Origin of the sequence: Romboutsia sp. CE17, from assembly GCF_012317385.1 — a bacterium.
Lineage (GTDB): Bacteria > Bacillota > Clostridia > Peptostreptococcales > Peptostreptococcaceae > Romboutsia_E.
This window is the reverse complement of record NZ_CP051144.1, coordinates 651,364-676,521: the sequence shown is the minus strand read 5'-3', so window position 1 is coordinate 676,521 and position 25,158 is coordinate 651,364. Positions and strand designations below refer to the sequence as shown.

The 25,158-nt window shown below is 28.8% G+C and carries 27 protein-coding genes; 1 reads left to right on the top strand and 26 read right to left on the bottom strand.

Annotation, left to right across the window (positions count from 1 at the left end; all coding sequences use genetic code 11):
• Positions 1–45 precede the first annotated feature (45 nt).
• From HF520_RS03280 to HF520_RS03235, 10 genes are all read right to left on the bottom strand, one after another.
• On the bottom strand, positions 46–633 hold the full coding sequence (locus tag HF520_RS03280) for a DUF4342 domain-containing protein (protein ID WP_168572662.1): 588 nt from the start codon (positions 631–633) through the stop codon (positions 46–48).
• Complete coding sequence (gene recO / locus HF520_RS03275; protein ID WP_168572661.1) at positions 626–1,399, bottom strand: DNA repair protein RecO; 774 nt, start codon at positions 1,397–1,399, stop codon at positions 626–628. Before recO ends, HF520_RS03280 begins: the two co-directional genes overlap by 8 nt.
• Positions 1,365–1,520 (bottom strand): YqzL family protein, encoded by a 156-nt coding sequence (locus HF520_RS03270; RefSeq protein WP_168572660.1) that lies wholly within the window; start codon positions 1,518–1,520, stop codon positions 1,365–1,367. The genes recO and HF520_RS03270 overlap by 35 nt, the downstream gene beginning before the upstream one ends.
• 81 nt (positions 1,521–1,601) lie before the next feature.
• Entirely contained in the window at positions 1,602–2,981 is a 1,380-nt protein-coding gene (gene mgtE / locus HF520_RS03265; RefSeq protein ID WP_168572659.1) for a magnesium transporter, read from the bottom strand.
• 11 nt (positions 2,982–2,992) lie between these two features.
• Positions 2,993–3,883, bottom strand: a complete 891-nt coding sequence (gene era / locus HF520_RS03260; RefSeq protein ID WP_168572658.1) for a GTPase Era — start codon at positions 3,881–3,883, stop codon at positions 2,993–2,995.
• Between the two features lie 287 nt (positions 3,884–4,170).
• Positions 4,171–4,893: a diacylglycerol kinase gene (locus HF520_RS03255; protein ID WP_168572657.1), complete on the bottom strand. Its 723-nt coding sequence runs from the start codon at positions 4,891–4,893 to the stop codon at positions 4,171–4,173.
• Between the two features lie 4 nt (positions 4,894–4,897).
• The gene (gene ybeY / locus HF520_RS03250; protein ID WP_168572656.1) at positions 4,898–5,362 is read right to left on the bottom strand and encodes an rRNA maturation RNase YbeY; all 465 of its coding nucleotides are present in this window, start codon (positions 5,360–5,362) and stop codon (positions 4,898–4,900) included.
• 23 nt (positions 5,363–5,385) lie between these two features.
• Positions 5,386–6,393: a PhoH family protein gene (locus tag HF520_RS03245; RefSeq protein ID WP_168572655.1), complete on the bottom strand. Its 1,008-nt coding sequence runs from the start codon at positions 6,391–6,393 to the stop codon at positions 5,386–5,388.
• A 30-nt stretch (positions 6,394–6,423) separates the two neighbouring features.
• Positions 6,424–7,698 carry a sporulation protein YqfD gene (gene yqfD / locus HF520_RS03240; RefSeq protein WP_243155186.1) on the bottom strand — a complete coding sequence of 425 codons (1,275 nt, stop codon included), beginning with the start codon at positions 7,696–7,698 and terminating at the stop codon, positions 6,424–6,426.
• A gap of 39 nt (positions 7,699–7,737) precedes the next feature.
• Positions 7,738–7,974 carry a YabP/YqfC family sporulation protein gene (locus HF520_RS03235; protein WP_168572653.1) on the bottom strand — a complete coding sequence of 79 codons (237 nt, stop codon included), beginning with the start codon at positions 7,972–7,974 and terminating at the stop codon, positions 7,738–7,740.
• A gap of 134 nt (positions 7,975–8,108) precedes the next feature.
• Between HF520_RS03235 and HF520_RS03230 the strand changes: the two genes are divergently transcribed.
• Entirely contained in the window at positions 8,109–9,065 is a 957-nt protein-coding gene (locus HF520_RS03230; RefSeq protein ID WP_168572652.1) for a hypothetical protein, read from the top strand.
• Positions 9,066–9,145: 80 nt separating this feature from the next.
• Here the strand turns inward: HF520_RS03230 and HF520_RS03225 are convergent, their stop codons facing one another.
• From HF520_RS03225 to spoIIP, 16 genes are all read right to left on the bottom strand, one after another.
• Positions 9,146–9,643 carry a TspO/MBR family protein gene (locus HF520_RS03225; protein WP_168572651.1) on the bottom strand — a complete coding sequence of 166 codons (498 nt, stop codon included), beginning with the start codon at positions 9,641–9,643 and terminating at the stop codon, positions 9,146–9,148.
• Positions 9,644–9,762: 119 nt separating this feature from the next.
• A complete protein-coding gene (locus tag HF520_RS03220; protein WP_168572650.1) occupies positions 9,763–10,206 on the bottom strand; it encodes a GatB/YqeY domain-containing protein in 444 nt (147 codons plus the stop codon).
• A 26-nt stretch (positions 10,207–10,232) separates the two neighbouring features.
• Complete coding sequence (gene rpsU / locus HF520_RS03215; RefSeq protein WP_071121214.1) at positions 10,233–10,412, bottom strand: 30S ribosomal protein S21; 180 nt, start codon at positions 10,410–10,412, stop codon at positions 10,233–10,235.
• 156 nt (positions 10,413–10,568) lie between these two features.
• The gene (locus HF520_RS03210; RefSeq protein WP_168572649.1) at positions 10,569–10,922 is read right to left on the bottom strand and encodes a histidine triad nucleotide-binding protein; all 354 of its coding nucleotides are present in this window, start codon (positions 10,920–10,922) and stop codon (positions 10,569–10,571) included.
• 43 nt (positions 10,923–10,965) lie between these two features.
• Positions 10,966–12,276 carry a tRNA (N(6)-L-threonylcarbamoyladenosine(37)-C(2))-methylthiotransferase MtaB gene (gene mtaB / locus HF520_RS03205; protein ID WP_168572648.1) on the bottom strand — a complete coding sequence of 437 codons (1,311 nt, stop codon included), beginning with the start codon at positions 12,274–12,276 and terminating at the stop codon, positions 10,966–10,968.
• A gap of 1 nt (position 12,277) precedes the next feature.
• On the bottom strand, positions 12,278–13,030 hold the full coding sequence (locus HF520_RS03200; protein ID WP_168572647.1) for an RsmE family RNA methyltransferase: 753 nt from the start codon (positions 13,028–13,030) through the stop codon (positions 12,278–12,280).
• A 10-nt stretch (positions 13,031–13,040) separates the two neighbouring features.
• A complete protein-coding gene (gene prmA, locus HF520_RS03195; RefSeq protein WP_168572646.1) occupies positions 13,041–13,982 on the bottom strand; it encodes a 50S ribosomal protein L11 methyltransferase in 942 nt (313 codons plus the stop codon).
• A gap of 222 nt (positions 13,983–14,204) precedes the next feature.
• The gene (gene dnaJ, locus HF520_RS03190; protein WP_168572645.1) at positions 14,205–15,362 is read right to left on the bottom strand and encodes a molecular chaperone DnaJ; all 1,158 of its coding nucleotides are present in this window, start codon (positions 15,360–15,362) and stop codon (positions 14,205–14,207) included.
• A gap of 128 nt (positions 15,363–15,490) precedes the next feature.
• Positions 15,491–17,326: a molecular chaperone DnaK gene (gene dnaK / locus HF520_RS03185; protein ID WP_168572644.1), complete on the bottom strand. Its 1,836-nt coding sequence runs from the start codon at positions 17,324–17,326 to the stop codon at positions 15,491–15,493.
• A gap of 70 nt (positions 17,327–17,396) precedes the next feature.
• Entirely contained in the window at positions 17,397–17,966 is a 570-nt protein-coding gene (grpE, locus tag HF520_RS03180) for a nucleotide exchange factor GrpE (RefSeq protein WP_243155185.1), read from the bottom strand.
• A 20-nt stretch (positions 17,967–17,986) separates the two neighbouring features.
• A complete protein-coding gene (gene hrcA, locus HF520_RS03175) occupies positions 17,987–19,009 on the bottom strand; it encodes a heat-inducible transcriptional repressor HrcA (RefSeq protein WP_168572643.1) in 1,023 nt (340 codons plus the stop codon).
• 99 nt (positions 19,010–19,108) lie between these two features.
• Positions 19,109–20,242, bottom strand: coding sequence for a radical SAM family heme chaperone HemW (gene hemW / locus HF520_RS03170; RefSeq protein ID WP_168572642.1), 1,134 nt, complete (start codon positions 20,240–20,242; stop codon positions 19,109–19,111).
• Positions 20,243–20,437: 195 nt separating this feature from the next.
• Positions 20,438–21,757, bottom strand: coding sequence for an APC family permease (locus tag HF520_RS03165; RefSeq protein ID WP_168572641.1), 1,320 nt, complete (start codon positions 21,755–21,757; stop codon positions 20,438–20,440).
• Positions 21,758–22,016: 259 nt separating this feature from the next.
• Complete coding sequence (gene lepA, locus HF520_RS03160) at positions 22,017–23,822, bottom strand: translation elongation factor 4 (protein WP_168572640.1); 1,806 nt, start codon at positions 23,820–23,822, stop codon at positions 22,017–22,019.
• A 137-nt stretch (positions 23,823–23,959) separates the two neighbouring features.
• A complete protein-coding gene (locus HF520_RS03155) occupies positions 23,960–24,151 on the bottom strand; it encodes a hypothetical protein (protein WP_168572639.1) in 192 nt (63 codons plus the stop codon).
• Between the two features lie 61 nt (positions 24,152–24,212).
• Complete coding sequence (gene spoIIP, locus HF520_RS03150) at positions 24,213–25,151, bottom strand: stage II sporulation protein P (protein ID WP_168572638.1); 939 nt, start codon at positions 25,149–25,151, stop codon at positions 24,213–24,215.
• Positions 25,152–25,158 lie beyond the last annotated feature (7 nt).

Sequence of the window (25,158 nt, the reverse complement as noted above, 5' to 3'; positions counted from 1 at the left end):
ATATCAAATCATTCAAAATTTGTCAATATAGATAGATAATATCTATTATTCTTCTTTATCTTCTTTTTTTTGAATTTCTGTTTCCTTTATAAGTTCATCTGTTATGTCTTTGTCATCTTTATTTTTCTCATTAACGACATCTTTTACGTCTTTAGCCGCGTGGCTTATCATATCTTTTAATATATTTAATTTTTCTTCAGTTAATTCTCCTAAATCAACAGTAGTTCCATCATCTTCATTTTCTACTTTAATATTACATTTCCCTATCATAGCTACAGATAATCCTGCTAATGTAACTAATGGACCTAAAGCTAGACCTACTACTCCTACTGTTAAAGGTATATTAATTATAGTTTTTCCATTTTTATCTACTATTACTCTTATTACACTACTTTTTCTAAGAAGTTCTTTTAATTGAAATTTTATTTGTTCTCCATCTTTTCCAAATACATCTTCAACTGTTTTTTTAGCTTTCTTAACTCCAGAAGTTCCTTTTTTAGATTCTAGGAGTATTATTGCTTCTAAAACATCTCCATCACATTGTTGTAATGCTTCTTTTGCTTCAGAATACGTAGCATTAGGTATTCTTTGATATACTGCATCTATACTTTCTATGGTTATTTTGCTACTCATAATTATCAACTCCCTTATTATTTTCTATTTCATGTAATAAGTGTAGCGATTTAAAATTAATATTATCAATATAAATCATAAGATACTGTTTTAGTATACGATGTAACTCATAGATAATATATTTTGACACTTTTGCTTTGCTACATCTTAATATGTCATTACTTAATATATATTCCATAAGCTTTACAGTTGTTATATCAATTTTTTGATTTTCATCAAAAATAGTACTACATGTTTTACATAATATTCCACCTTCATATGAATTAAAAACATATTCTTGATTATCTTTAGAACCGCAATTACTACACCTATTCACAATTGGTCTAAAGCCTATGTAATCCAAAAACTTTAATTCAAACGCTCTAGTTATAAATTGCTTATCTATATTTTCTTGAGTATATAAATATAAAGTTTGAGCTAATAATACAAATAATCTATTATTAGTTTGATTTTCTAATGTAGATGATTCGACTAATTTAGTAATATACGTAGCATATGAAAATGCTTCTAAATCATAAGATAAGTCATAAAAACTTTTTATTACATCACTTTGACTTACTCTGTACATATTACCATATTTTTTTAAAGTATAATTTGAATAAGAAAAGAGCTGCGATGATGAAAGCAATGAACTTTTATTTTTTTTTGCCCCTTTAGCCATTGCAGCTATTTTCCCCAATTTTCTTGTAAATATGGTTAAGATTACGTCATTTTCTTTGTACCTAACGGCTTTAAGAACTATCCCTTGGGTGTTCAAGATTATCATAATTGCTATCTATCTCCCTCGACTGATTATTTTCTTCATTGATGTTTTTAAAATCGTTCAAGTATAAAAAGGCTTCTATACTTCCAGTCTTTTTAAAAATATCCCAACACAAATTGTTCATTTTTAAAAACCCCCTTCTTACGATTATATTTATATTTTAAGTAAGAAGAGGGTAAATAATACATAAAGTTGTTAAAAGTTATTATACAATTTTTGACAATACAAGAGAAGTTATTATAAAATACACAGTTACTCCTGTAATATCAAGTAAAGTTGATATTAACGGTGCTGAAATTATAGATGGATCTACATCCATTCTCTTCAATAATGCTGGCATAAATGCACCAATCATCGCACCTACTATCATATTTATAAATAAAGATAGTGATACAACTAAAACAATACCTTTATCTTTTATAAAAATAAACGCTGCTACTGCTATTATAATACTACATAATATACCTGTAATAATCCCAACTACCCCTTCTCTTATAACATTTGTATAGTCTAAATTTTTATTTGATAATGTCATAACAGTTAGAGCTGACGATTGTGTTCCTATATTTCCACCCATACCGATTACTACTGGTATAAAAAATATTATCGGTGCATATTTGGGATTAGTTATGAAGTCTAAATTAGATATTATAGCTGTAGATATTAATCCTCCTATTAAGGTAATTATAAGCCATGTAATTCTAGCTCTAACAGAAGAAAAAATTTGTTCTCTTGGCGTAGGATTAATTTTTTCTATTAATTCCACTTCATGTTCTGATGAACCCGCAAACTTATACATATCTTCTGTAGCTTCTTCTTCCATTACATCTATTATATCATCTACAGTTATTATACCTTTTATTTTTTTATGTCTATCTATTACAGGAATAGCTAACAAGTCATATTTTGATACTAATCTAACAGCTTCTTCTCTATCTTCATCTACATATACCGATATGATATTTTCACTCATCAGTTCTTCAACAATATTAGAATCCCTTGCTGTTATTAATTCTCTTAAAGATATAACTCCAACTAATTTTTCGTCATTATCTACAACGTAAATATAATAAATAGTTTCAGCATCTAATGCATTCTTTCTCAGATGTTCTATAGCTTCTTTAGCTGTCATATCTTTGTTTACTTCTATATATCCTGTAGTCATTATTCCACCAGAAGAATCTTCTTCATATATTAATAATTCTTTTACATCATCTGCATCTTCTTGGCTTAAAAGTTCCATTACGCCTTGTCTTTCGTCTTCTTCTAATTGACTTAACATATCTGCCATATCATCTAGAGACATTAATTCTAATATATTTTTACGATGTTCTATATCTAATTTTGATAATATTGTTTTAAATAATTCAACATCACATTCTTCTAATATTGAAGCTGACATATCTATTGGAAGTACCTCAAATAACTTAACTTTCATATCTTCATCTAGATATTCCATTATATCGAATATATCTATTATATGATACTCTTCAAGTAATTCCCTTAACTCCAATATTTTATTGTTATCAATTAAAGACTTAACTTCACTTAGTAAATCCTTGGAAATATCTTGTTTCCTATCCATATAATCCACCCTTATTTATCAGTATATCCAAAATTACTTACATAATTTTGTAAATTTCTCCAATTTTCTTTTACTTTAACCCATAGTTGAAGATTTATTTGAGAACCTAAAAGTAATTCGATATCTTCTCTAGCTGATTTACCTATACCCTTTAATTTTCTACCATTCTTCCCTATTATTATACCTTTATGAGAATCTCTTTCACAATATATAACTGCAGAAATATCAACTATTTGTTTATCATTTCTAGATTTCATTTTTTCTATTTCTACCGCAACACCATGAGGAATTTCATCGTGTACATAATGAAGTACTTTTTCTCTTATAAGCTCAGATACTAATACTCTTTCTGGTTGATCAGTTATCATATAATCTGGGAAGTATTTTGGACCTTCTTCTAAGTAATTTTGTACTACTTTGATTAATTCTTTTACATTTCTACCCTTAAGAGCTGATATTGGTACTATTTCTTTAAATACTCCTTCTGAATGATACATCTTAATTAAATCAAACACTTCACTTTCTTGTAATTGATCTATCTTATTTATTACAAGAATAACAGGTGCCTTTACACTTCTTAAGTCTTCTATTATTTTTCTATCTCCAGGTCCTATTTTTTTAGACTCATCTACAACATATATTACTACATCAACATTTTTAAATGCATCTGTTGCAGATTTAACCATATATTCTCCTAATTTAGTTTTAGGTTTATGAATACCCGGTGTATCTAAGAATACAATTTGACATTTTTCATCTGTAAACACTGCCTGTATAGTGTTTCTAGTAGTTTGAGGTTTATCACTCATTATTGCAATTTTTTCTCCTACTACATTATTCATAAGAGTAGATTTACCAACATTAGGTCTTCCTACTATACTAACAAATCCTGATTTAAACATTTATAAGTCTCCTATCTTTTGTCATCAATTATTATTTTTTAAAGTCACTTCCTATGAAGTAATATGGTAATAATTCTTTTATGCTACTTTCATATATTTTTATCATACTTTCATCTATATAAATTTATATTATAAGGTATAAGTAACAAATATTCTTACTATAATTATTATTATCATCTTTCTTTAGTACCTTACATTATAACATAAAAAAAGAAGTCATGTAGACTTCTTTTTTTGTATTAGTATTTGTGCACAATATATTTAGGCTACTTTAATTATTAATTATTTTAGTAAAAGTTAATTATTTTTATTTGGAAAACTAGAATACCTATTAGTATACCTAGTAATGCACCTGCAATTGTCTCCCAAAAAGTATGTATTTTACCTTCTATTCTACTTTGAGCAACTAATATAGCCATTATATAAGCTAAGGTTGCAGCTACTGGTCTTTCTGTCATCATAGTTATTGCGGTTGCCATAGCAAATGCTAATGCTGCGTGACCACTTGGCATTCCACCTTTTAAAGGAGTTCCTGTAGAAGTAAGTGCCTTTACTACTACTACTGATATTAACACTAATACTATACATATTAAAGTTACATGTGGTTCAGATTTTCTTATTGTAAAAATTAAAGATTTAGATATATCTGTTAATTGATCATAAAATAACATATAACCAACAACAACAGAGTTAAGTGCTGCAATTACAACAGCACCTGCTGCAACATCCTTCGCTATTTTCGCAAGAGGATGATATTCATCAGTTACCATATCTATAGTTTTTTCTATAGCAGTATTGAACATTTCAGTTATAACTACTAAACTAATAGAAAACAGTAGTATTAACATTTCAACTTTATTTAATTTGAAGAATAAACTTCCTATTAAAACTGCTGCAGCTAAGCAATAATGAATCTTCATATTTCTCTCGAATTTGAAGGTGTATATTATACCCTCAATAGCCGCATTAAAAGCTTTAATTATACCTTGTCGAGTTTTTTTTACTTTCATAAAATTACTCCCTTGTTATGCTTAACTTGTTTAGTATGTATTCTTCTTTTTCTCTCATTTCCTTTGTATTTTCTTCTGTGTCATGATCATATCCTAAAAGATGGAACATGCTATGACATACTAAAAAACAAACTTCTCTTTCAAAACTATGATTATAATCTACACTTTGTTCAAATGCTCTCTCTAAGGAAATAACTATATCACCTAGTGATTTTTCCTCCAACTCAATATCAAAATCAAGTTCCTCATCTAACATAGGAAATGATAATACATCCGTAGGTCTATCTATTCCTCTATATAGTTTATTTAACTCATGTATTTCTTTATTATCTACAAAAGATAAGCTTATATCATAGTCATCATCATATCCTTCATAATCTAAACATTCTAGTATTATATCTTTTATTTTCTCTATAAGTTCTTCACTAACTTGAAGTTTATCTTGTCTATCGTCTATTATAAGTTTCATACTTACACCTACTTATTCCTTATCTATTTATTATTTTTTGAAGAAAGTCTTTCTTTTGTTTTTTCTCTTTTTAATTCTTCTTCTTTATCAAATTTATCATATGCTCTTATTATTCTTTGTACTAATTCATGTCTTACAACATCTTTATCACTTAAAGTTATATCTCCAATTCCAGGAACATCTTTTAAAACCTTTCTAGCTTGGATCAGACCGCTTTTGTTCTTATTAGGTAAATCAGTTTGAGTAATATCTCCTGTCACTACAGCCTTTGATCCAAATCCAAGTCTAGTTAAAAACATCTTCATTTGCTCTGGAGTTGTATTTTGAGCTTCATCTAAGATTATAAATGCATTATCAAGTGTTCTACCTCTCATAAACGCAAGAGGCGCAACTTCTATAGTACCTCTTTCCAAATATTTATTAAACTTATCAGGACCTATCATATCAAATAGTGCATCGTATAAAGGTCTTAAATACGGGTCTACTTTATCTTTTAAATCTCCTGGTAAAAATCCTAAACTTTCTCCTGCCTCTACTGCTGGTCTTGTAAGTATTATTCTACTAACTTCATCTTTTTTGAAAGCTTTTACAGCCATAGCTACTGCTAAATATGTCTTACCTGTTCCAGCAGGTCCAATACCAAAAGTTATATCATTATTTTCAATTAATTTAATATACTCTTTTTGTCCTAAAGTTTTAGGCTGAATTGATTTTCCTTTTTGAGTTATTACAACTGTATTTTCTAGCTCTTTTATCTTATTTTCACTTCCTTCTAATAAAAGAGACAGTGAATAAGATATATTTTGCTTATCTAAAGTTCTACCATTAGATACAGCTTGATGAAGCTCATTCATAAGCTTAAGTGCAGAGTCAACATTTTTCTCTTCACCCATTAAAACTATATTGCCTTCTCTTAAGATAACATCTATATTTAGTGCTTCTTCTATTAATTTAACATTTTCATCAAAATTCCCAAATAGTTCTCTTTCAAACTTTTCTTCTGATACTATGAATTTCTTTTGTATTATCAATAGACTTAGTCCTCCTCAAATTTATTAGTTTTAATTATTATTAGAATCCTTATTATCTTCATTTTCTTTATTCTCTTCTTTATCTTGAAATTCATTTCTTATATCATCTATCATTCTTTTATCAGGATTAGAAGGAACTGTTTCTCCAGATTCTTCAATTTTTTTATTTTCATCTTTTATCATCTGCTCTGCTTCTGATTTACTAAGATTATAAACTTGTGAAATATTTTCACTAGTATGTACTGTTACTAAATATTCTAACATATTTTTATTTACTTTATATTCGTCTTTTACATCGGTATACTTTGCAGAAGCAGGTATTATGTAGTCAAGCTCTTTCAAAGCTTGTTGTCTTAACTCTTCCTTTAATTCAGCTTCATTTTTTTCTATTTTTACATTATTAACTTCATGAAAAGTACTTATATTTATTTTAAGTGGAAAAGTATAATTTCCTAAGGTTAACTTTAGTTCTTTATTTTCAATAATATAGTCCTTATATTTTATATTTCTCCTAATATCGAATTTTTTATCATAGAAAGTTATGGTATATATATTCTTACTTTTTCCTGTTTTTTCTTGTTTAGTATCAATATAGCTTGCACTTTTTTTAACCTCATAAAAAGTCGTAGCCCAAACTTCTGGCAAAGCTTTTGTATTTGAACCTCTTACTAACAAGTCACCCTTTTGAACTATAGTACCTTCCTCTACTACTGCATTACCACTTCTAGGTATTACCTTTTCTATTATACCACTTTTTTCCGCAATTATATTACAATAATTTGATTGCTCTTGAGATGACAATGTTTCTGCTTTTTTAGTTATAGTTACAAATACATTAGTTCCTTTTACATTCACAGAGATGTAAGCAATTTCATCAAATGTAACCATTACACTATCTCTAATTTTCTTTCTATCTATATTTTTTTTATATATACCTGGTTTAAGGCCTAATTTATAAAGTTCTTTCCTTACCTCTTCTTGCTTTATCCCCTCTGGGCAATCAATATATATATCTGTTACAAACTGCGAAGTAGCCATTAGTATCATTAATGATATTATTGCACAAATCCACATGCCTTTATATTTATAAATCCTTTTTATTATAAAAGGAATTCCAGTCTTTTGTTTTACTTTAATTTTAAAATTACTTCCTCTATATGCATTTTTAAATCTTTTCATATCTTCTCTGTCTACACAAAATTGTATTTTAGTCGAGCTAATTCTACCTACATTGTAGACATTTATATTGTTTCTTATAAGATAATTTAAAAATCTTTCTATTTCCACTCCTTCTAACGTTATCACATAGTATCCCCTTATATAGCTTATCAATTGTATCTCCTCCTAATCTATATACTCTATGCTGTATATTATTCCTTTAATGCCTATCTCACCATCAGTTATATATTTCAATAAAAGATTATCACCGGATATTTTTATCGTTTTTATTTTAGTCTTTATCTTTATTAAATTGGTATCATAAGTTACTATAGATAAATAATTTTCTATACTAACAAATTTATTTCCAACAACAGTTATTGTAGGCTGAGTAACTTGTAAATCAGCTGATATATCAATCATCGGCATACCTCCTTAATATATTCTATGTTGTTAACTCACTTAAATTACTCGTATTTACTTTGTAAACATATATTTGTATTTAGAATAAACTAACTATATACAATCTTTATAATCACTTAGAAAGGAGTGGCTGTATGAAAAAAAACCTTACATCTATTGTTCATAAATGTATTTGTTGTAACTTTCTTATTAACGAACTTTTAAAATATAACGACTTACAATGGAAAAAATTATTCATAAATATGAAAAATGAGAACTTACAAGATATTAGAACTCTGTGTTATGTATATGAATATTTATATAAAGATGTGCTAATTCCCGAGAATGTAGATATAATAGATTTAAATAAAAATTTTAATGAAAACTTAAGCACATTATTCAGATTATTCTTTGAAATTATTTCAGACTTAAAATTACTTAAATCAAAAATAAATAATTCTTATTGCACTCAATTTATAAACCAATTAATTTATAGCTATTTTGGTTTTACATCTTGTATGAACTATATTTTTCCTATAAAAAAATTTAACAATGCAAAAATATTAAACTTTAATTTTTCTAAAGGAGTTAATAATGAAAATATATCTAGAACATCTGATGATTTTATAAATAATTTTAGAGATATATGTATGGAGTCAGCTGAATTTTTCTTTGATTATCCTTTAAAAAACAAACATATTTATGATGAAAATTACGAGATTTTCTTTGAAAACGATCCTAATAATAGATTTTATCAATTCTTCTTTAATTTCGATGATAGATCAATAAAAATTAGAATATCAGATAAAGACTCATCAGTTTTCTATATGTATCAAATTCTAAAAGATTCTTTAGAGATAGCCCCAACTATGACTAACGATGATGCAAAACTATTTTCTGATAATTTCCTTAAAGAAAAACTGCAAGAAGAATTTGATTATTTAGTTTTTGATAAAGACTATTTAAATATATATTCTTATATGAATATTCCTGAATCTTATAAATTCAAATATAATTTTAAAGATAATTTAGGTAAAGTAAACTTAAATAAAGGTATCTATATTACAATAGATGCAAGATATATCTATATTCAAGAACTATATTTATTTTAGACATTATTAAATACTAGTAGAAAAGGGCGTGTCTCAAAACAAATTAAAACACTTTAAGACATTCCCTTTTCATTAAAACTCTATCTATTAATTACCCAAATAAAATAGTTTAAAAATGCTGCATAAAATAACCAAATTATATACGGTATATTGATATATGCTGCAAGCTTATCAAGCTTGTAAAACTTATATACCATTATTGATACAATTACTATCATAATTAATATAACCGCTAAAGATGTAAACCTTAAATCTAGCCCAAAAAATAAAATACTCCATATGAAATTTAAAAATAACTGCAGCCAATAATAAAACATAGCATCTCTAACTTTATATAAATCCGATCCTTTTCTCATTATTTTATATAATGATACCCCCATTAATGTATATAATATAATCCATACTATTGGAAATATATAGCTAGGAGGTGCAAATCCAGGTTTTATAAGTTGAGAGTAATATGTACTAATATTGATTCCAGCTAAAATGTTTGCTATAGCTGAACTACAATAACCTACAAGTATAGGTATTAATATACTTATAAGAAAATTTCGAATTTCTTTTATTGATATTATCAAACTTTCCCACCTCTTATAACTTTATTTTATTTAATAAATATGTACAAGATGTGTTTATTATGATTATTTTCTTTTTATTAAATATAAAAAAGTCTAGAGATAATCTCTAGACTTTTAATCTATTGTAAGTTATTTTTAACTAACTCATTTATAAGTTTTCCGTCAGCTCTGCCTTTTGTTTTAGGTTTTATAGCTGCCATGATTTTGCCCATATCTTTCATTGAAGTAGCTCCTACTTCAGATATAGTAGCTTTTACTATTTCATTTAATTCTTCTTCGCTTAACTGTTGAGGTAGGTACTCTTTTAAAACTTCGATTTCAGCTTCTGTTTCACTTACTAAATCATCTCTATTAGCTTTTTTGAATTCAACTAAAGAATCTCTACGTTGCTTTAATTGCTTTGCAATTAAATCAATGATTTCATCATCACTAAGTTCAACTCTATTGTCTACTTCGTATTGCTTAATAGAAGCTCTTATTAAAGTTACTACAGACTTTTTTACTGTATCCTTGTTCTTCATAGAAGACTTTAAATCTTCTTGTAACTTTTCTCTAAGGGACATTCCCTTCACCTCTTTATTCTTTCTTACTATTTTTTAGCGTTTTTTCTTCTTGCAGCTTCAGCCTTTTTCTTACGTCTAACGCTTGGCTTATCATAGTGCTCTCTTTTTCTAACTTCAGACATGATGCCAGACATAGCACATTGGCGTTTAAATCTTCTTAAAGCACTGTCTAATGTTTCATTTTCTCTTACTCTTACTTCTGACATTTCTTTTTCCCTCCCTCCGATAGCGCGAATTATGCTGGGACTGTAACTACGATTATAATCTGCATAATATGCATTACAACCTCACACTTTGTTTATTATAAACTAAAAATATACTTTTATCAAGTATTTTTCGTAAAGAAGAATACATTTTTAAGTTTATTGTTGTTTCTCAGCTTCATATAAAGGTAATTTCTTTCCAGCTAATATATGATAATGAATGTGCTTAACTTCTTGACCACCATCATTACCACAATTATTAATTATTCTAAATCCAGCTTTATCAAAGCCTTTTTCATTAGCTATTTTATTTATTACATTATGAATATGTGCAACTATTTCCATCTCATTTTCATTTATATCAATTATGCTTTCATAATGCTTCTTAGGAACAACTAATATATGATAAGGTGCTACTGGATTTATATCATTAAATGCGATTACTTTTTCATCTTCATAAACCTTTTGTGATGGTATTTCACCTTCTATAATTTTACAAAATATACAGCTCATTTTTCACACCTCCTATCCATACAAGAAGTAATATTTCTACATCTTATACCAAAATTCCTTCTACATATTCATCTTTTATTTCTGTTAATTTGACTTTTAATATTTGACCATGAATATCATCATTACTTTGTACAACTACTCTTATATAGTTAGGAGTTAATCCTTCATATTTATTTTCTGATACATTAGTTTCAAATAATACATCCATTTCTGTTCCAATAAATTTATCTGCAAATTTATTAAAATTACTTTTACTTAAATTTATAAGTTGTTCACTTCTAAACTGTTTTATTTGTGGATCTATTTGATTTTCCATTGTAGCAGCAGGAGTACCTTTTCTAGGTGAGTACTTAAACACATGCATTTGTGAAAGTTCTATGTCCCTTAAAAAATCATATGTTTTGTTGAACTCATCATTAGTTTCTCCAGGAAAACCTACTATTACATCAGTAGTTATTGCTACATTAGGTATTTTCTTTCTTAATTTGTCAACAATTTCTTTATACTCTTCTGTAGTATATCTTCTATTCATTCTTTTTAATGTCTCATTACATCCACTCTGTAAAGATAAATGGTAGTGAGGACATACTTTCTCCATCTTTGCAACTTCATTTACAAATTCATCTGTGAACAAAATTGGCTCAACTGAACTTGTTCTTATTCTTTCAATTCCATCAATTTCATTTATTCTTTTTATGACATCTAAAAGTTTTAAATTACTTTCTCTTAAATCTTTTCCATAAGAAGCTACATGTATACCAGTTAATACAACTTCCTTATATCCATTATTGGCTAAAGTTTGTGCTTCATTAACTATGCTTTCTATATCTCTACTTCTTACCTTTCCACCTCTTGCATAAGGTATTATGCAATAACTACAGAATCTATCACATCCATCTTGAATTTTCATGAATGCTCTAGTTCTACCATTAGATTGACTTATTTCAATTGCTTCAAAAGCTCTTACCTTCATTATATCATCAACAGTACTAGCTTTTTTATCACCTTGAGTAGCTTCTAATTTTTTTATTTCTTCTACTATAGTTCTTCTTTCGTTAGTCCCCATTACAAGGTTTACTTCTTCAATTTCAAGTATCTCTTCTGGAGAAACTTGTGAGTAGCACCCAACAACAGCTATTATGGCATTTGGGTTTTTCTTTTTCATTCTTCTTATATACTGACGTGATTTTCTATCACTCATATGTGTTACAGTACAAGTATTTATAACATACACATCTGCGTATTCTTCACTATCAACTTGCTCATACCCGTCTTTTTTAAACATTTCAAGCATAGCTTCTGTTTCATATTGGTTTACTTTACATCCTAGTGTGTAAAAAGCTACTTTTTTCACTTTATTCATCTCCTCCTATGTCACTTAGTTCATATAAAACTATAGACGATGCAACCACCGATGCAGTCTCTGTTCTTAATATTCTAGGACCTAATGAAACCACATGAGATCCAATTGATTGAACACTTTCAATTTCCTCTTCCGTAATTCCACCTTCTGGTCCTACAAATATTCCTATACTTTTTATATCTGCATTTTTTATAGCTTTTTTTATTGATACAGTTTTTTCATTTTCATAAGGACATATATTCATGTCATTATTTTTCATATCTTCTAAGGCCTCTTTAAAACTTAAAACACCTATTAGCTTTGGTATTATACCTCTTTTACTCTGCTTAGCTGCTTCATATATAATTCTTTCCCAACGCTCGATTTTTTTGTCTTCTTTTTTTTCATCAACCTTAGCTACACTTCTTTTAGTTTGAACTAATATTATTTCATCTACTCCAACTTCTGTAAGCTTTTGTAGTATCATTTCCATTTTAGGTCCCTTTGGAAGACCTTGATATAATTTAACTCTTACATCAGCTTCTCTTTTTATTTGAATCATATCAACTATATTAAGTTCTACTACATCTTTATTTATATTTGATATTTCACAAATATACTCTTTATTATCTTTATCACATACTTCTATTTTTTCTCCGACTTTACATCTTAAAACCTTCGATATATGTTTTACATCTTCACCTTCAATAATACAAGTATTATTATCTAGGTTAATATTTCTCTTTTCAACAAAAAATCTATCCATAATATTGCACCTACTTAAGTTTAGCTACTATTGCATTCCATTCACCTAATGTTTTTACTTCAACTATTTCAAATCCATTTTCTATTAAACTCGCCTTTACCTCATCAACTTTTGCATGTATTATTCCTGATGATATAAATACAGCATCTTCTTTCATACAACTATGAACATCTTTAGCAAGTATTTTTATTATATCAGCTATTATATTTGCAACTACAACATCGGCCTTATCATCTACAACATCTATTAAATTGCCATGTAGTACTTTAACAGCATCTTCCACATTATTGTGGGCAACATTTTCTGCTGCTACTTTTACAGCCACTTCATCTAAGTCTACCGCTATAACATCTTTAGCTCCAAGTTTTGCTGCTGCTATTGCTAATATTCCACTTCCACATCCAATATCAAATACTTTAGAGTCTTCTCTTACGTACTTTTCTAACTCTCTCATACACATAGTTGTAGTTTCATGTGTACCTGTTCCAAATGCCATTCCTGGATCTAATTCTATTACTAGATCTCCATCTTGAACATCATAATCTTCCCAAGTTGGCTTTACAACTAACTTTTCACCTATTTTAGTTGGTTTGTAGTATTTCTTCCATTCATTAGCCCAATCCTCTTCATTAACTTGTCCTAAAGATACGCTACCTTCTCCTATATCTATACCAAATCTAGTTAATGCCGAAACTTTTTGTTTTATAGTTTCAACTAATTCCATAACGTTTCTTTCTTCTGATATGTATGTTTTTATCAACACTCCATCACTATTTCTTTTATTAAACACTTCTTCTTCAACATAATCCCAGTCTAATTCATTTTTCTTTTGGAAGAAGAAATCTTTAGGGTCTTCTATCATTACTCCGCCCGTTCTTAAATCATCTAATATATTAGTTATTGCTTCAACTGCTTCCGTAGTAGTTTTTATAGTTACTTCAATCCATTTCATATGTAAGCACATCCTTTACTATTAAATTTCCTATTTTCCCGTAAATTTTATTATATCATAATTATTATTATCTTTTATCATATTCTTTAATACAAATTAAAAATATTATTTAGTTTTTAATTCTATCTTCTAACATATAAAAAAATCTGTATGGTAGTTACTTTATAAAATAAAAGTAATTACTAATACAGATTTTTATTATTTTAAATATTATCTCATATATTATTTTTTCTTAAACATATCTTCTATTTTCTGTCCGAATGTTCTCTTTTTTTCATGAACTTCATCACCAGACTCTTTTGCAAGTTCTCTTAAAAGTTCTTTTTGTCTTTCAGTTAAATGCTTAGGAGTTTCAACTACAACCTTAACATATTGGTCACCTCTTGAGTTTCCTCTAAGTCTTTGGATACCTTTTTCTCTTAATCTAAATACAGTACCTGTTTGAGTTCCTGCAGGTATATTATATACTACCTTACCATCTAGTGTCGGTACTTCTATTTCTCCACCTAAAGCAACTTGAGCAAATGAAACTGGCATTTCAAGATATACATCATACCCTTCTCTTGTAAATAATGAGTGCTTTCTAATATTTACAACTATATAAAGATCTCCTCTAGGTCCACCTTTAGATCCAACTTCACCCTGACCTGAAAGTTTAATCATTTGACCATCATCTATACCTGCTGGTATATCAACTTCTATAGTCTTAACTTTTCTAGTACTTCCATTTCCGTGACATTTATTACATGGAGACTCATTTATTTCTCCTTCTCCATTACATTCACTACATGTTCTAGAGCTTGCTATATTACCAAATGGAGTTCTTTGAACTGTTCTAACTTCTCCACTACCATTACATGTTGGACAAGTTTTCTTGGAAGTTCCCGGCTTTGCTCCAGTACCATGACATTCATCACATTCTTCACTTCTATTTATCTTTATAGAAACTTTTTTACCAAAAGCTGCTTCTTCAAAGTCTATAGTTACACTTTGTCTTATATCATCTCCGCGTTCAGGACCTCTTCTTCTTTGGCGGCCTGATCCTCCAAATCCACCTCCGAACATATCACCAAAGATATCTCCGAATATGTCTTCAAAACCTCCTCCGCCAAAACCTCCTCCGAAGCCTTGACCTCCAAATCCACCTGGTCCATTTACTCCTTCATGACCAAATTGATCATAATTTCTTCTTTTTGTTTCATCTGATAATACTTCATACGCTTCATTTATTTCTTTAAATTTTTCTTCAGCTTCTTTATTATCAGGATTTCTATCTGGATGGTATTTCATAGCTAGCTTTCTATAAGCTTTTTTTATTTCTTTTTCATCCGCTCCTTTGCTAACACCTAATACCTCATAGTAATCTCTTTTAGTACTCAAGTTTTGTCACCACCTTTATCCTACAAAATAATAGCTTGTAGAATATTAAAACTACAAGCTATTATTCTTTATTTTAACAGATTTAACATTCTATTTTATATTATATAAAATTACTCTGTTTTTGTAATCTATTTTTCGTCATTTACTTCTTTGAAGTCAGCATCTACAACGTTATCATCTTGTGGACCTTCTTGAGCTCCACCTTGAGCTTGTTGTTCTTGAGCTGCTGCTTGATACATTTGTTCAGATATTTTTTGGAATTTATTCATTACTTCATCCATAGCTTTTCTTATTTCTTCTGCAGTAGCATCTTCTTTATCTTTTACAGCTTTTAAGTCTGCTATTGCAGCTTCAACATTAGCCTTATCCTCTGCACTTATTTTATCAGCAACTTCATTTAAAGTTTTTTCTGTTTGATATATAGTAGATTCAGCTTGATTTAATGCTTCTATTTTTTCTTTCTTTTGCTTATCAGCTTCAGCATTCATTTCAGCTTCTTTTACTTTTCTTTCTATTTCTTCTTCACTTAAGTTAGTTCCTGAAGTTATAGTAACTTTTTGTTCTTTTCCAGTTCCTAAGTCTTTAGCAGTAACATGAACTATACCATTAGCATCTATATCGAAAGTAACTTCTATTTGAGGTATACCTCTTTGAGCTGGTGGTATATCTGTTAATTGGAATCTACCTAAAGTAGTGTTATCATATGCCATACTTCTTTCACCTTGAAGTACATGTATATCAACAGCAGTTTGGTTATCTTGAGCAGTTGAGAATACTTGAGACTTCTTAGTTGGTATTGTAGTATTTCTTTCTATTATTTTAGTAAATACATTACCTAAAGTTTCTATACCTAATGATAATGGAGTTACGTCTAATAATAATAAGTCATTAACTTCACCAGTTAAAACACCTGCTTGTATAGCAGCACCTGCTGCAACACATTCATCTGGGTTTATACCTTTGTGAGGATCTTTTCCTATGAATTTCTTAACAGCTTCTTGAACAGCTGGTATTCTTGTAGATCCACCTACTAATAATACATCATCTATATCAGATGTAGATAATCCTGCATCTTGTAATGCTCTCTTAGTTGGTTCCATAGTTTTTTCAACTAAATGAGCAGTTAATTCATCAAATTTAGCTCTACTTAAGTCTATATTTAAATGTTTTGGACCTTCAGCAGTAGCTGTTATAAATGGTAAGTTTATGTTTGTAGTCATTGTTGATGATAATTCTTTTTTAGCTTTTTCAGCAGATTCTTTTAATCTTTGAAGAGCCATCTTATCATTTCTTAAATCTACGCCTTCAGCTTTTTTGAATTCATCAGCTAAGTAGTCTATTATAACTTGGTCAAAGTCATCTCCACCTAGTCTATTGTTACCAGCTGTAGCTAGAACTTCGAAAGTACCATCACCTATTTCAAGTATAGATACGTCAAAAGTACCTCCACCTAAGTCAAATACTAATATTTTCTTTTCTTGATCTAATTTATCCATACCATATGCAAGAGCCGCTGCAGTTGGTTCGTTTATTATTCTCTTAACATCAAGACCTGCTATTCTACCAGCATCTTTAGTTGCTTGTCTTTGAGCATCTGTAAAATAAGCTGGAACTGTTATAACAGCTTCTGTTACAGGCTGACCTAAATAACTTTCAGCATCTGATTTTAATTTTTGAAGTATTATAGCTGATATTTCTTGTGGTGTATACCCTTTACCATCTATATTAACTTTATAGTCTGTTCCCATATGCGTTTTTATTGAAATTATAGTTTTATCAGCATTTGTAACTGCTTGTCTTTTTGCAGGTTCTCCTACTATTCTTTCTCCATCTTTTGTAAAAGCTACTACTGATGGAGTAGTTCTCATACCTTCTGTGTTAGCTATTATTTGTGGTTCTCCACCTTCAAGTACTGAAACACAAGAGTTAGTTGTTCCTAAATCTATTCCTATTACTTTTCCCATGATTTGTATCCTCCTAGAGTAATTTGTTATCATTATAATTATTTTATTAATTAATATTTTAAATTTATAATTAGCAAGAAACTTTGACCATCGTTGGTCTTATAACTTTAGTTCCTAGCTTATAACCTTTTTGAAGTACCATTATTACTTTATTAGCTTCTAATCCATCTACACTTTCTTGCATTACTGCTAAATGTAAGTTTGGATCAAACTCAGCATCTTCAGCTTCTATTTCTTCTAGACCAAATTTTGCTAAAGTATCTATAAGTTGTTTATGAACAAGGTTTATTCCTTCAAATAACTTATCTTCTTTGTTGTCACAAGCTTGTACAGCTCTTTCCATACTATCTATTACTGGTATTAACTCAGTTATTATTTTTTCATTTGCGAATAATCCAATCGTTTCTTTTTCTTGATTAGTTCTTCTTATATAATTTGAGTATTCAGCTTGTAGTCTTTGATATTTATCTTTTTCTTGTGCTAATTCTTCTCTCATTTTCTCTTCCTCTAACCTTGAGTTTATGTCTATGACATTATCATCTTGGTTAGTTTCAGTAGATTCTTCAGTATCAATGTTTTGAGTTTCTAACTCTTCATTTACTAAAGCATCTTTTTCATCTTGATGAATATTTTTTTCCAAGATACTGCACCCCTCATTTTTTATTTTTTATTATTAATCAGTAAATTTATATAACTTATTATAGAATAAATTCTAGAATAATCCATTCTAGTAGGTCCTATAAAACTTATACGTCCTACTGAGTTTTCATCTACTTTATACGTTGCTGTAACTATGCTGTATTCTTGAGCTTCTTCAACTTCATTATCACTACCAATTATTATATTAGCATTATCTTTTAATATACCTCTAGATTTAGTCATCTTCGCTATATTTTCTTTTTCTTCTAACATATTAAAAAAAGATCTTGCCTTTAGTACATCATTGAATTCCGGATAACTTAATATATTAGTTGCCCCGCTTAGAGACATAGATAACTCTTCATTAGATAAGTTTGTGTTTAATGCATTTATAAGTTGATCAATTAGGGTTGAATACTCACCTATTTCATGCTTTATAAATGCTATAAATTTATTATCTAAATGAGTTATTGTTTTTCCACCAAGCTTCTTAGTTAAATTATCTGATATAATATTTAACTTCGGCTGCTCTAAATAAACCTTTGTTGAAATTGTTTCTTTCTTTATATCACCTTTGTCTGTAACAACAATTAATAATATGTTATTTTCGTTCATACTTACTAATTGTATGTGTTTTATTGTACTGTAATTTACTAAGTTTCGAGCAAACCCTACCGTTGTATAATTAGTAAGCTCTGATAGTAATTTAGAAGTTTCATGAATAAGATTCTGTATGTGATCGATATTATCTCGAACACATTTCTCTATCATTTTTTTATCTGAATCACTCAGTTCGCTAGCTGCCATCAATGCATCTACATACAACTTATAACCTTTTTCAGTTGGCACTCTACCAGCAGATGTATGAGGTTGAATTAAATACCCTAACTCTTCTAGATCAGCCATTTCATTTCTTATAGTTGCTGCACTAACTCCTAGATTATATTTTTTAGATATAGTTCTAGAACCTACAGCTTCAGCTGTATCTATGTAGTCTTTAATTATAGCTTTAAGGATATTTAGTTTTCTTTCATTTAACTCCATCTTGCACCTCCCTGCTGTTAGCACTCATTAAATTCGAGTGCTAAAAAGATTATATTTATTTTATATCACTATAAATTTATTTTGTCAACACTTTTAATATTAATTCATAAATTCTATAAATACAGAATTAGAAATTTCACGACCTTTTTGAGTTAGCGCAATACCATCATCATCTAACTTAATTAATTTTTTTTCACTTAAATCTTGTATTTGTTTTTTATATTTTTCTAAAAAATCTATATTAAATTCAGACTTAAAATCAGCAAACTTTATACCTTCATTCATTCTAAGTCCCATAAATATTTTTTCTTCTATACCATCTTTTATACTAATAACCTCTTTACTTTCTATAGGTTTTTCATTTTTCAATAGCTTTGTATGATATTCATTTAAGTCACATAAATTTCCATATCGAATATTTTTTATGTACCCTGATGCCCCTGGTCCAAGACCTATATAATGACCACATTTCCAATATAATATATTATGATTACATTCAAATCCAGGTTTAGAGTAGTTAGATATTTCATATTGATTATACCCTTTAGATTTTAGGTAATTAATAGTATACTCATACATATCTATATCTGTATCTTCATCCATAAGCTTGAATTCATTTCGCTTATACATATTATATAGTTCCGTATCTTCTTCTAGTATTAAAGAGTATGCTGATATATGAGCTGGACTTAGATTAGTTATTTTTTCTAAACTTTCCTTCCAGTCATCAAAACTTTGATTTGGCAAACAATACATTAAATCAATATTAATATTATTAAATCCAACATTTAAAGCTTCTTTATAATTTTTCTCAAATTCATCATAAGTATGTATTCTACCTATATATTTTAAATGCTTATCTTGTGTTGCTTGAAGGCCTATACTAAGTCTATTTATTCCTACCTTCTTCATCATTAATAATTTTTCTAAATTAAGTGTCCCTGGATTACACTCAATAGTGATCTCTGCACCTTCTTTTATTTTGAAATTTTCGTTTATACATTTAAATATGTACTCAATTTCTTCTTCATTTAGTATACTCGGGGTTCCTCCACCTAAAAATATACTTGTAATCTCCGCTTCATTCTCTAATTCTTCTTTATATAATTTCATCTCTTTTTTTAAATCTTGTAAAAATCTATTTTTTAAATCCTTATCTAATCTAAAAGAATTAAAATCACAATAGTTACACTTTTTTACACAAAAAGGAATATGTATATATAACCCAAACATTTCTACACCTGCTTCCATACTGTTTATTGATAAATATTTCCATACCCTTTATTTTACTATAAAATCAATAATATTTTATAGTAAAATAAGACTAAAATATAAGCCTGAATGATTCTTAATATAGAACTTACATTTTAGTCTTTTATTTAATTTACCCATTAAACATATTTAAATAACAACTTCATTTTATAATTTTTATTTTTTCTTAGACATATAACTGTATACCGGTAAACCAATTAAAGTTATTATTATACCTCCTAAAGCTATAAGAGTCGCCGTCATTATTTGATTTATGATAACAAATAATCCTCCTATTATTGCTATTATTGGAACTACTGGATATAATGGCACTTTATATGGTCTATCTAAATCTGGCTTATCTTTTCTAAGCTTAATTACACCTATAAATGTTAATACATAGAATACCCATATTGTAAAAACAGTTAAATCTGTTAGTAGGTTAAATTGCCCTGATAATGCATATATACATGCAAGTAATGCTACTAACCATGTTGCGTTTATAGGAGAGCCACCTGCATTAACCTTTGCCAAAGATTTACTTCCAGGTATTATTTCTTGTTTAGCTAGAGTGTATGGTACTCTTGGACCAGTAAGTAAATATCCATTAAGTGTACCAAATACAGATATTAATATACCTATTGTTATAATTCTTCCTCCAATATCACCAAATAATCTAGTTGCAACTAAAGTAGCTGGTGAAGTTACTAATGCAAGTTCTGAGGCATCAGCAACTCTTAAATATGCTAAATTTATTACTATATAAACAGCCATAACAGCTGATAGTCCACCTACTATCGCCTTAGGTAAATCTTTACCTGGATCTTTCATTTCCCCAGCTATTGCACCTACATTAATCCAACCATCATAAGCAAATAATGTAGCTATTAAAACTTGTCCCATGGCTGTACTTGCATTTACTCCAGGACCAACTAAAGGAGAAAACACACTACCTGTTCCTTTCCCTTTTATAAATCCAAATATTATTATTAATATTAAAGGTAATAATTTACCTATAGTTGCAACGTTTTGTATAGCACCACCAAAAGAAGATCCTATATTATTTAAAATAGCTAGTAATATTATAATTCCTAATGCAATAGGTAGTACTACTGACATATTAGCTGAGGAAAAACCAAATAATTCTGCACATTGTTGAGCAAAAATTACAGCTATTGCAGCTATTGTACCTGGAAAGAATAAAACAGTTTGCATCCAACCTGTTAAAAATCCCCACTTTTTCCCATAAATTTCTTCAATATATACCATCATACCACCAGTTCTAGGTATAGCTGCTGAAATCTCTGCTGCTGTAAGTCCTGCCATAATAGTTATAACTCCACCTACAATCCAAGCAATTATTCCAAGACCTGGAGCTCCATTAGTAATAGAATATATTGCTTGAGGCTTAAAGAAAACTCCTGACCCAATCACCAATCCTACAACTGTTGAAAGCGCAGTTCCAAAACCTAAGTTTTTTTTAAGTCCATCACTCATAAGTTGCCTCCTTGCTAAAATTAATAAAGTTTATATATTTTTACATATTTAGTATTACCAGCTTCTTATGAAATATTAGGATTAATAATTCTATACGATATCTAACTTATCTTATTAAATTCTTTTATAAATGTTTTTATTATTATAAATAGAATTTATTTTATATACATTTATATATTTTATTTTAAATAGTAAAAAAGCAGATACATAAAATCCTAGGAATTTATGTATCTGCCTTTTATTACTTTAAATTTATATATTAATCATCTAATTTTAATACTGACATAAATGCTTTTTGCGGAACTTCAACAGAACCTATTTGTCTCATACGTTTCTTACCTTCTTTTTGCTTTTCTAGAAGTTTTTTCTTACGAGATATATCTCCTCCATAACACTTAGCAAGAACATCTTTTCTAAGAGCACTTATAGTTTCTCTAGCTACTACTTTATTTCCAACTGCAGCTTGTATAGGTACAGCAAATTGATGTCTAGGTATTTCATTCTTTAATTTTTCACACATAGCTTTACCTCTCGGATAAGCTCTACTTTCATGTACTATAAAACTAAGTGCATCTACTTGTTCCTTATTTATTAGTATATCAAGTTTAACAAGGTTAGATGGAACATATCCCTTTATTTCATAATCCAAAGATCCATATCCTCTTGTTCTCGATTTTAATGCATCAAAGAAATCATAAATAACTTCATTTAGTGGTAGGTCATAATGAAGCATAACTCTTTTCTCATCTATATACTCCATATTTAACATAGTTCCACGTCTTTCTTGACATAATTCCATAACTACACCTACATAGTCTTTAGGAACTATTATATCGCCTTTAGCTATAGGTTCTTCTATCATCCTAATTTCAGATACTTCTGGTAAGTTTGCAGGATTTTGAACCATAACTACTTCACCATCAGTTTTTGTTACTCTATATATAACTGAAGGAGCTGTTGTAACTAAGTTAAGATCAAACTCTCTTTCTAGTCTTTCTTGTATTATCTCTAGATGAAGAAGACCTAAGAATCCACATCTAAACCCAAATCCTAATGCAGCAGATGTTTCTGATTCAAATTCAAGAGCTGCATCATTTACTTGAAGTTTCTCAAGGGCATCTCTAACATTTTCATACTTTTCACCTTCACCTGGATATATTCCACAATAAACCATTGGTGTAGCTTTTTTATACCCTGGTAATGGATTTTCAGTAGGATTATTTGCATCAGTAATAGTATCACCTACTTGACAACTTCTTATATCTTTTATACTTGCAGCAATATATCCAACATCACCTGCAGCTAATTCGTCAAGCTCTCTTTGTCCTGGAGCCATAACACCTACTTCAGTTACTTCGAAACTTTTGTTAGTGTTCATCATTTTTATAGTCATACCCTTTTTAACAGTACCTTCATAAACTCTAACATAAGCTATAACACCTTTGTAAGCATCATAATATGAATCAAATATTAATGCTTTTAATGGAGCTTCTTTATCTCCTTGTGGTGCTGGTATATTTTTAACTATGCTTTCTAAAACATCTTCTATATTTAACCCACTCTTAGCTGAAATAAGTGGCGCTTCACTTGCGTCAAGACCTATTATATCTTCTATTTCTGACTTAATCTCATCTGGTCTAGCACTTGGTAAATCTATTTTATTTATAACTGGCAATATTTCTAAATCTTGATCTAATGCTAAATAAACATTAGCTAAAGTCTGAGCTTCAACACCTTGTGCTGCATCTACTACTAATAATGCTCCTTCACAAGCTGCTAAACTTCTTGATACTTCATAGTTAAAATCTACATGACCTGGAGTATCTATAAGATTTAAAAAATATTCATTTCCATCCTTAGCTTTATAAACTAGTCTTATATTTTGTAACTTTATAGTGATTCCTCTTTCTCTTTCAAGATCCATATTATCTAATAACTGATCTTTCATTTCTCTATCACTAACAAGACCTGTTTTTTGTATTAATCTATCTGCTAAGGTAGACTTCCCGTGATCTATGTGTGCTATTATACTGAAATTTCTAGTTCTACTTTGTTTATTGTCCACCTTTATTCCTCCTTGTTATTAATTATCATAGCTTTTATTTTATAATATATCCGCATTTATGTAAATAAAAGAAATAAAATAAGACTCAGTATTATTCTAAGTCTTATTTTATTAATTATTTATCTGATTTTTCATATTTATCTAAAATTACTTATTTGATTTTTTATATAAGTTTCTATATTTTCTAAATATAGTTTACTATCTTCCTTAAATGTATTATTACATAGCATGGTGTTAGCATTATCGTATACTATAATTAAGCATATACTAGTTAAAATCGTCATACTAATAATAAAGATAACTTTTAGCATAAATCTTTTTTTTTGCATCTTGTATCTTCTCTCAAAATTCTTTTCTAAGCGACTCATTATAGACACCTGAGTTTTAAGATTATTTAAAATACGAATCTAGCACATCAGCTATATACTTAACACTTGCGCTAGCTTCTTCTACACTTGTTGCATTACATCCTACTTCTATTAAGATACCATTTTCTGCGACATATTGATTATATCTACCATATTGTTTTTCTACTACAGGTTTAGCTATACCTGGATATTTCTCATTGGCTAAATTAGTAAGGTCAGTTGCTATTTTCATTACTTTATCAACATTTTCATTTTTCATACCTACAACAAAACAAAATTGAGCAACTTTTTCTCCATTTATAGTCGTTGTATAACTTGCGTTACTTTTATCATTTACCTCTGTAACGGCATCTCTATGTAAATCTATCGCTATATCTACGCTTTTATATTGTGAAAGTATTGATTTTACTGTGCTCAAACTATTTGAATATGAATCATTATATGATGGATAGTCATGATATTTAGTTGTATGAATCACACCCCACCCTTTATTTGTCAACTCTGTTGTTAGTAAACTTCCAACTTGCATTACTGAGTTTTTTATGTCTTCAGAGTGGTAGTTACCTGATGGTGAATTTGAATAAGTTTCAGCACTATGTGTGTGATAAATTAACATTCTAGGGCTTGAACTTGTAACTCTCACATTATCTTTATATTGATTAGATAATGCTAAAATACTTTCTTCACTCGCATTACTTTCATCATCTGTTGTATTTAAGCTCGGTATATTTTCTTCTCCTACGTGTACTTTTATATAATCACTACTCTCTTCACTATTCTCTTTATCATCTGCGCTTGCTGAATCTTTATCTTCATTAGTATCTTCAGTTTCTACTTCTGGATAAGAAGAATCTATTAGATATCTAAAAAAATCATCCTTTCCCATAGCAAAAGTAGTCGTTGGTATCATACATATTAACACACAGGCCAATAATTTTGCCTTAATGCGCTTTTTTCTCATTATTTTT

Excerpts from the sequence above, each read along its gene's own strand:
- mgtE (WP_168572659.1), bottom strand. The coding sequence starts at position 2,981 with ATGGATAGGAAACAAGATATTTCCAAGGATTTACTAAGTGAAGTTAAG.
- rpsU (WP_071121214.1), bottom strand. The coding sequence starts at position 10,412 with ATGTCAGAAGTAAGAGTAAGAGAAAATGAAACATTAGACAGTGCTTTA.
- HF520_RS03165 (WP_168572641.1), bottom strand. The coding sequence starts at position 21,757 with ATGAGTGATGGACTTAAAAAAAACTTAGGTTTTGGAACTGCGCTTTCA.
- HF520_RS03220 (WP_168572650.1), bottom strand. The coding sequence starts at position 10,206 with ATGTCCCTTAGAGAAAAGTTACAAGAAGATTTAAAGTCTTCTATGAAG.
- HF520_RS03200 (WP_168572647.1), bottom strand. The coding sequence starts at position 13,030 with ATGGATAGATTTTTTGTTGAAAAGAGAAATATTAACCTAGATAATAAT.
- HF520_RS03235 (WP_168572653.1), bottom strand. The coding sequence starts at position 7,974 with ATGATTGATATATCAGCTGATTTACAAGTTACTCAGCCTACAATAACT.
- HF520_RS03210 (WP_168572649.1), bottom strand. The coding sequence starts at position 10,922 with ATGAGCTGTATATTTTGTAAAATTATAGAAGGTGAAATACCATCACAA.
- HF520_RS03270 (WP_168572660.1), bottom strand. The coding sequence starts at position 1,520 with ATGAACAATTTGTGTTGGGATATTTTTAAAAAGACTGGAAGTATAGAA.
- HF520_RS03255 (WP_168572657.1), bottom strand. The coding sequence starts at position 4,893 with ATGAAAGTAAAAAAAACTCGACAAGGTATAATTAAAGCTTTTAATGCG.
- HF520_RS03230 (WP_168572652.1), top strand. The coding sequence starts at position 8,109 with ATGAAAAAAAACCTTACATCTATTGTTCATAAATGTATTTGTTGTAAC.
- ybeY (WP_168572656.1), bottom strand. The coding sequence starts at position 5,362 with ATGAAACTTATAATAGACGATAGACAAGATAAACTTCAAGTTAGTGAA.
- recO (WP_168572661.1), bottom strand. The coding sequence starts at position 1,399 with ATGATAATCTTGAACACCCAAGGGATAGTTCTTAAAGCCGTTAGGTAC.
- era (WP_168572658.1), bottom strand. The coding sequence starts at position 3,883 with ATGTTTAAATCAGGATTTGTTAGTATAGTAGGAAGACCTAATGTTGGT.
- hemW (WP_168572642.1), bottom strand. The coding sequence starts at position 20,242 with ATGTTTGGGTTATATATACATATTCCTTTTTGTGTAAAAAAGTGTAAC.
- dnaK (WP_168572644.1), bottom strand. The coding sequence starts at position 17,326 with ATGGGAAAAGTAATAGGAATAGATTTAGGAACAACTAACTCTTGTGTT.
- spoIIP (WP_168572638.1), bottom strand. The coding sequence starts at position 25,151 with ATGAGAAAAAAGCGCATTAAGGCAAAATTATTGGCCTGTGTGTTAATA.
- hrcA (WP_168572643.1), bottom strand. The coding sequence starts at position 19,009 with ATGGAGTTAAATGAAAGAAAACTAAATATCCTTAAAGCTATAATTAAA.
- HF520_RS03280 (WP_168572662.1), bottom strand. The coding sequence starts at position 633 with ATGAGTAGCAAAATAACCATAGAAAGTATAGATGCAGTATATCAAAGA.
- prmA (WP_168572646.1), bottom strand. The coding sequence starts at position 13,982 with ATGAAATGGATTGAAGTAACTATAAAAACTACTACGGAAGCAGTTGAA.
- HF520_RS03155 (WP_168572639.1), bottom strand. The coding sequence starts at position 24,151 with ATGCAAAAAAAAAGATTTATGCTAAAAGTTATCTTTATTATTAGTATG.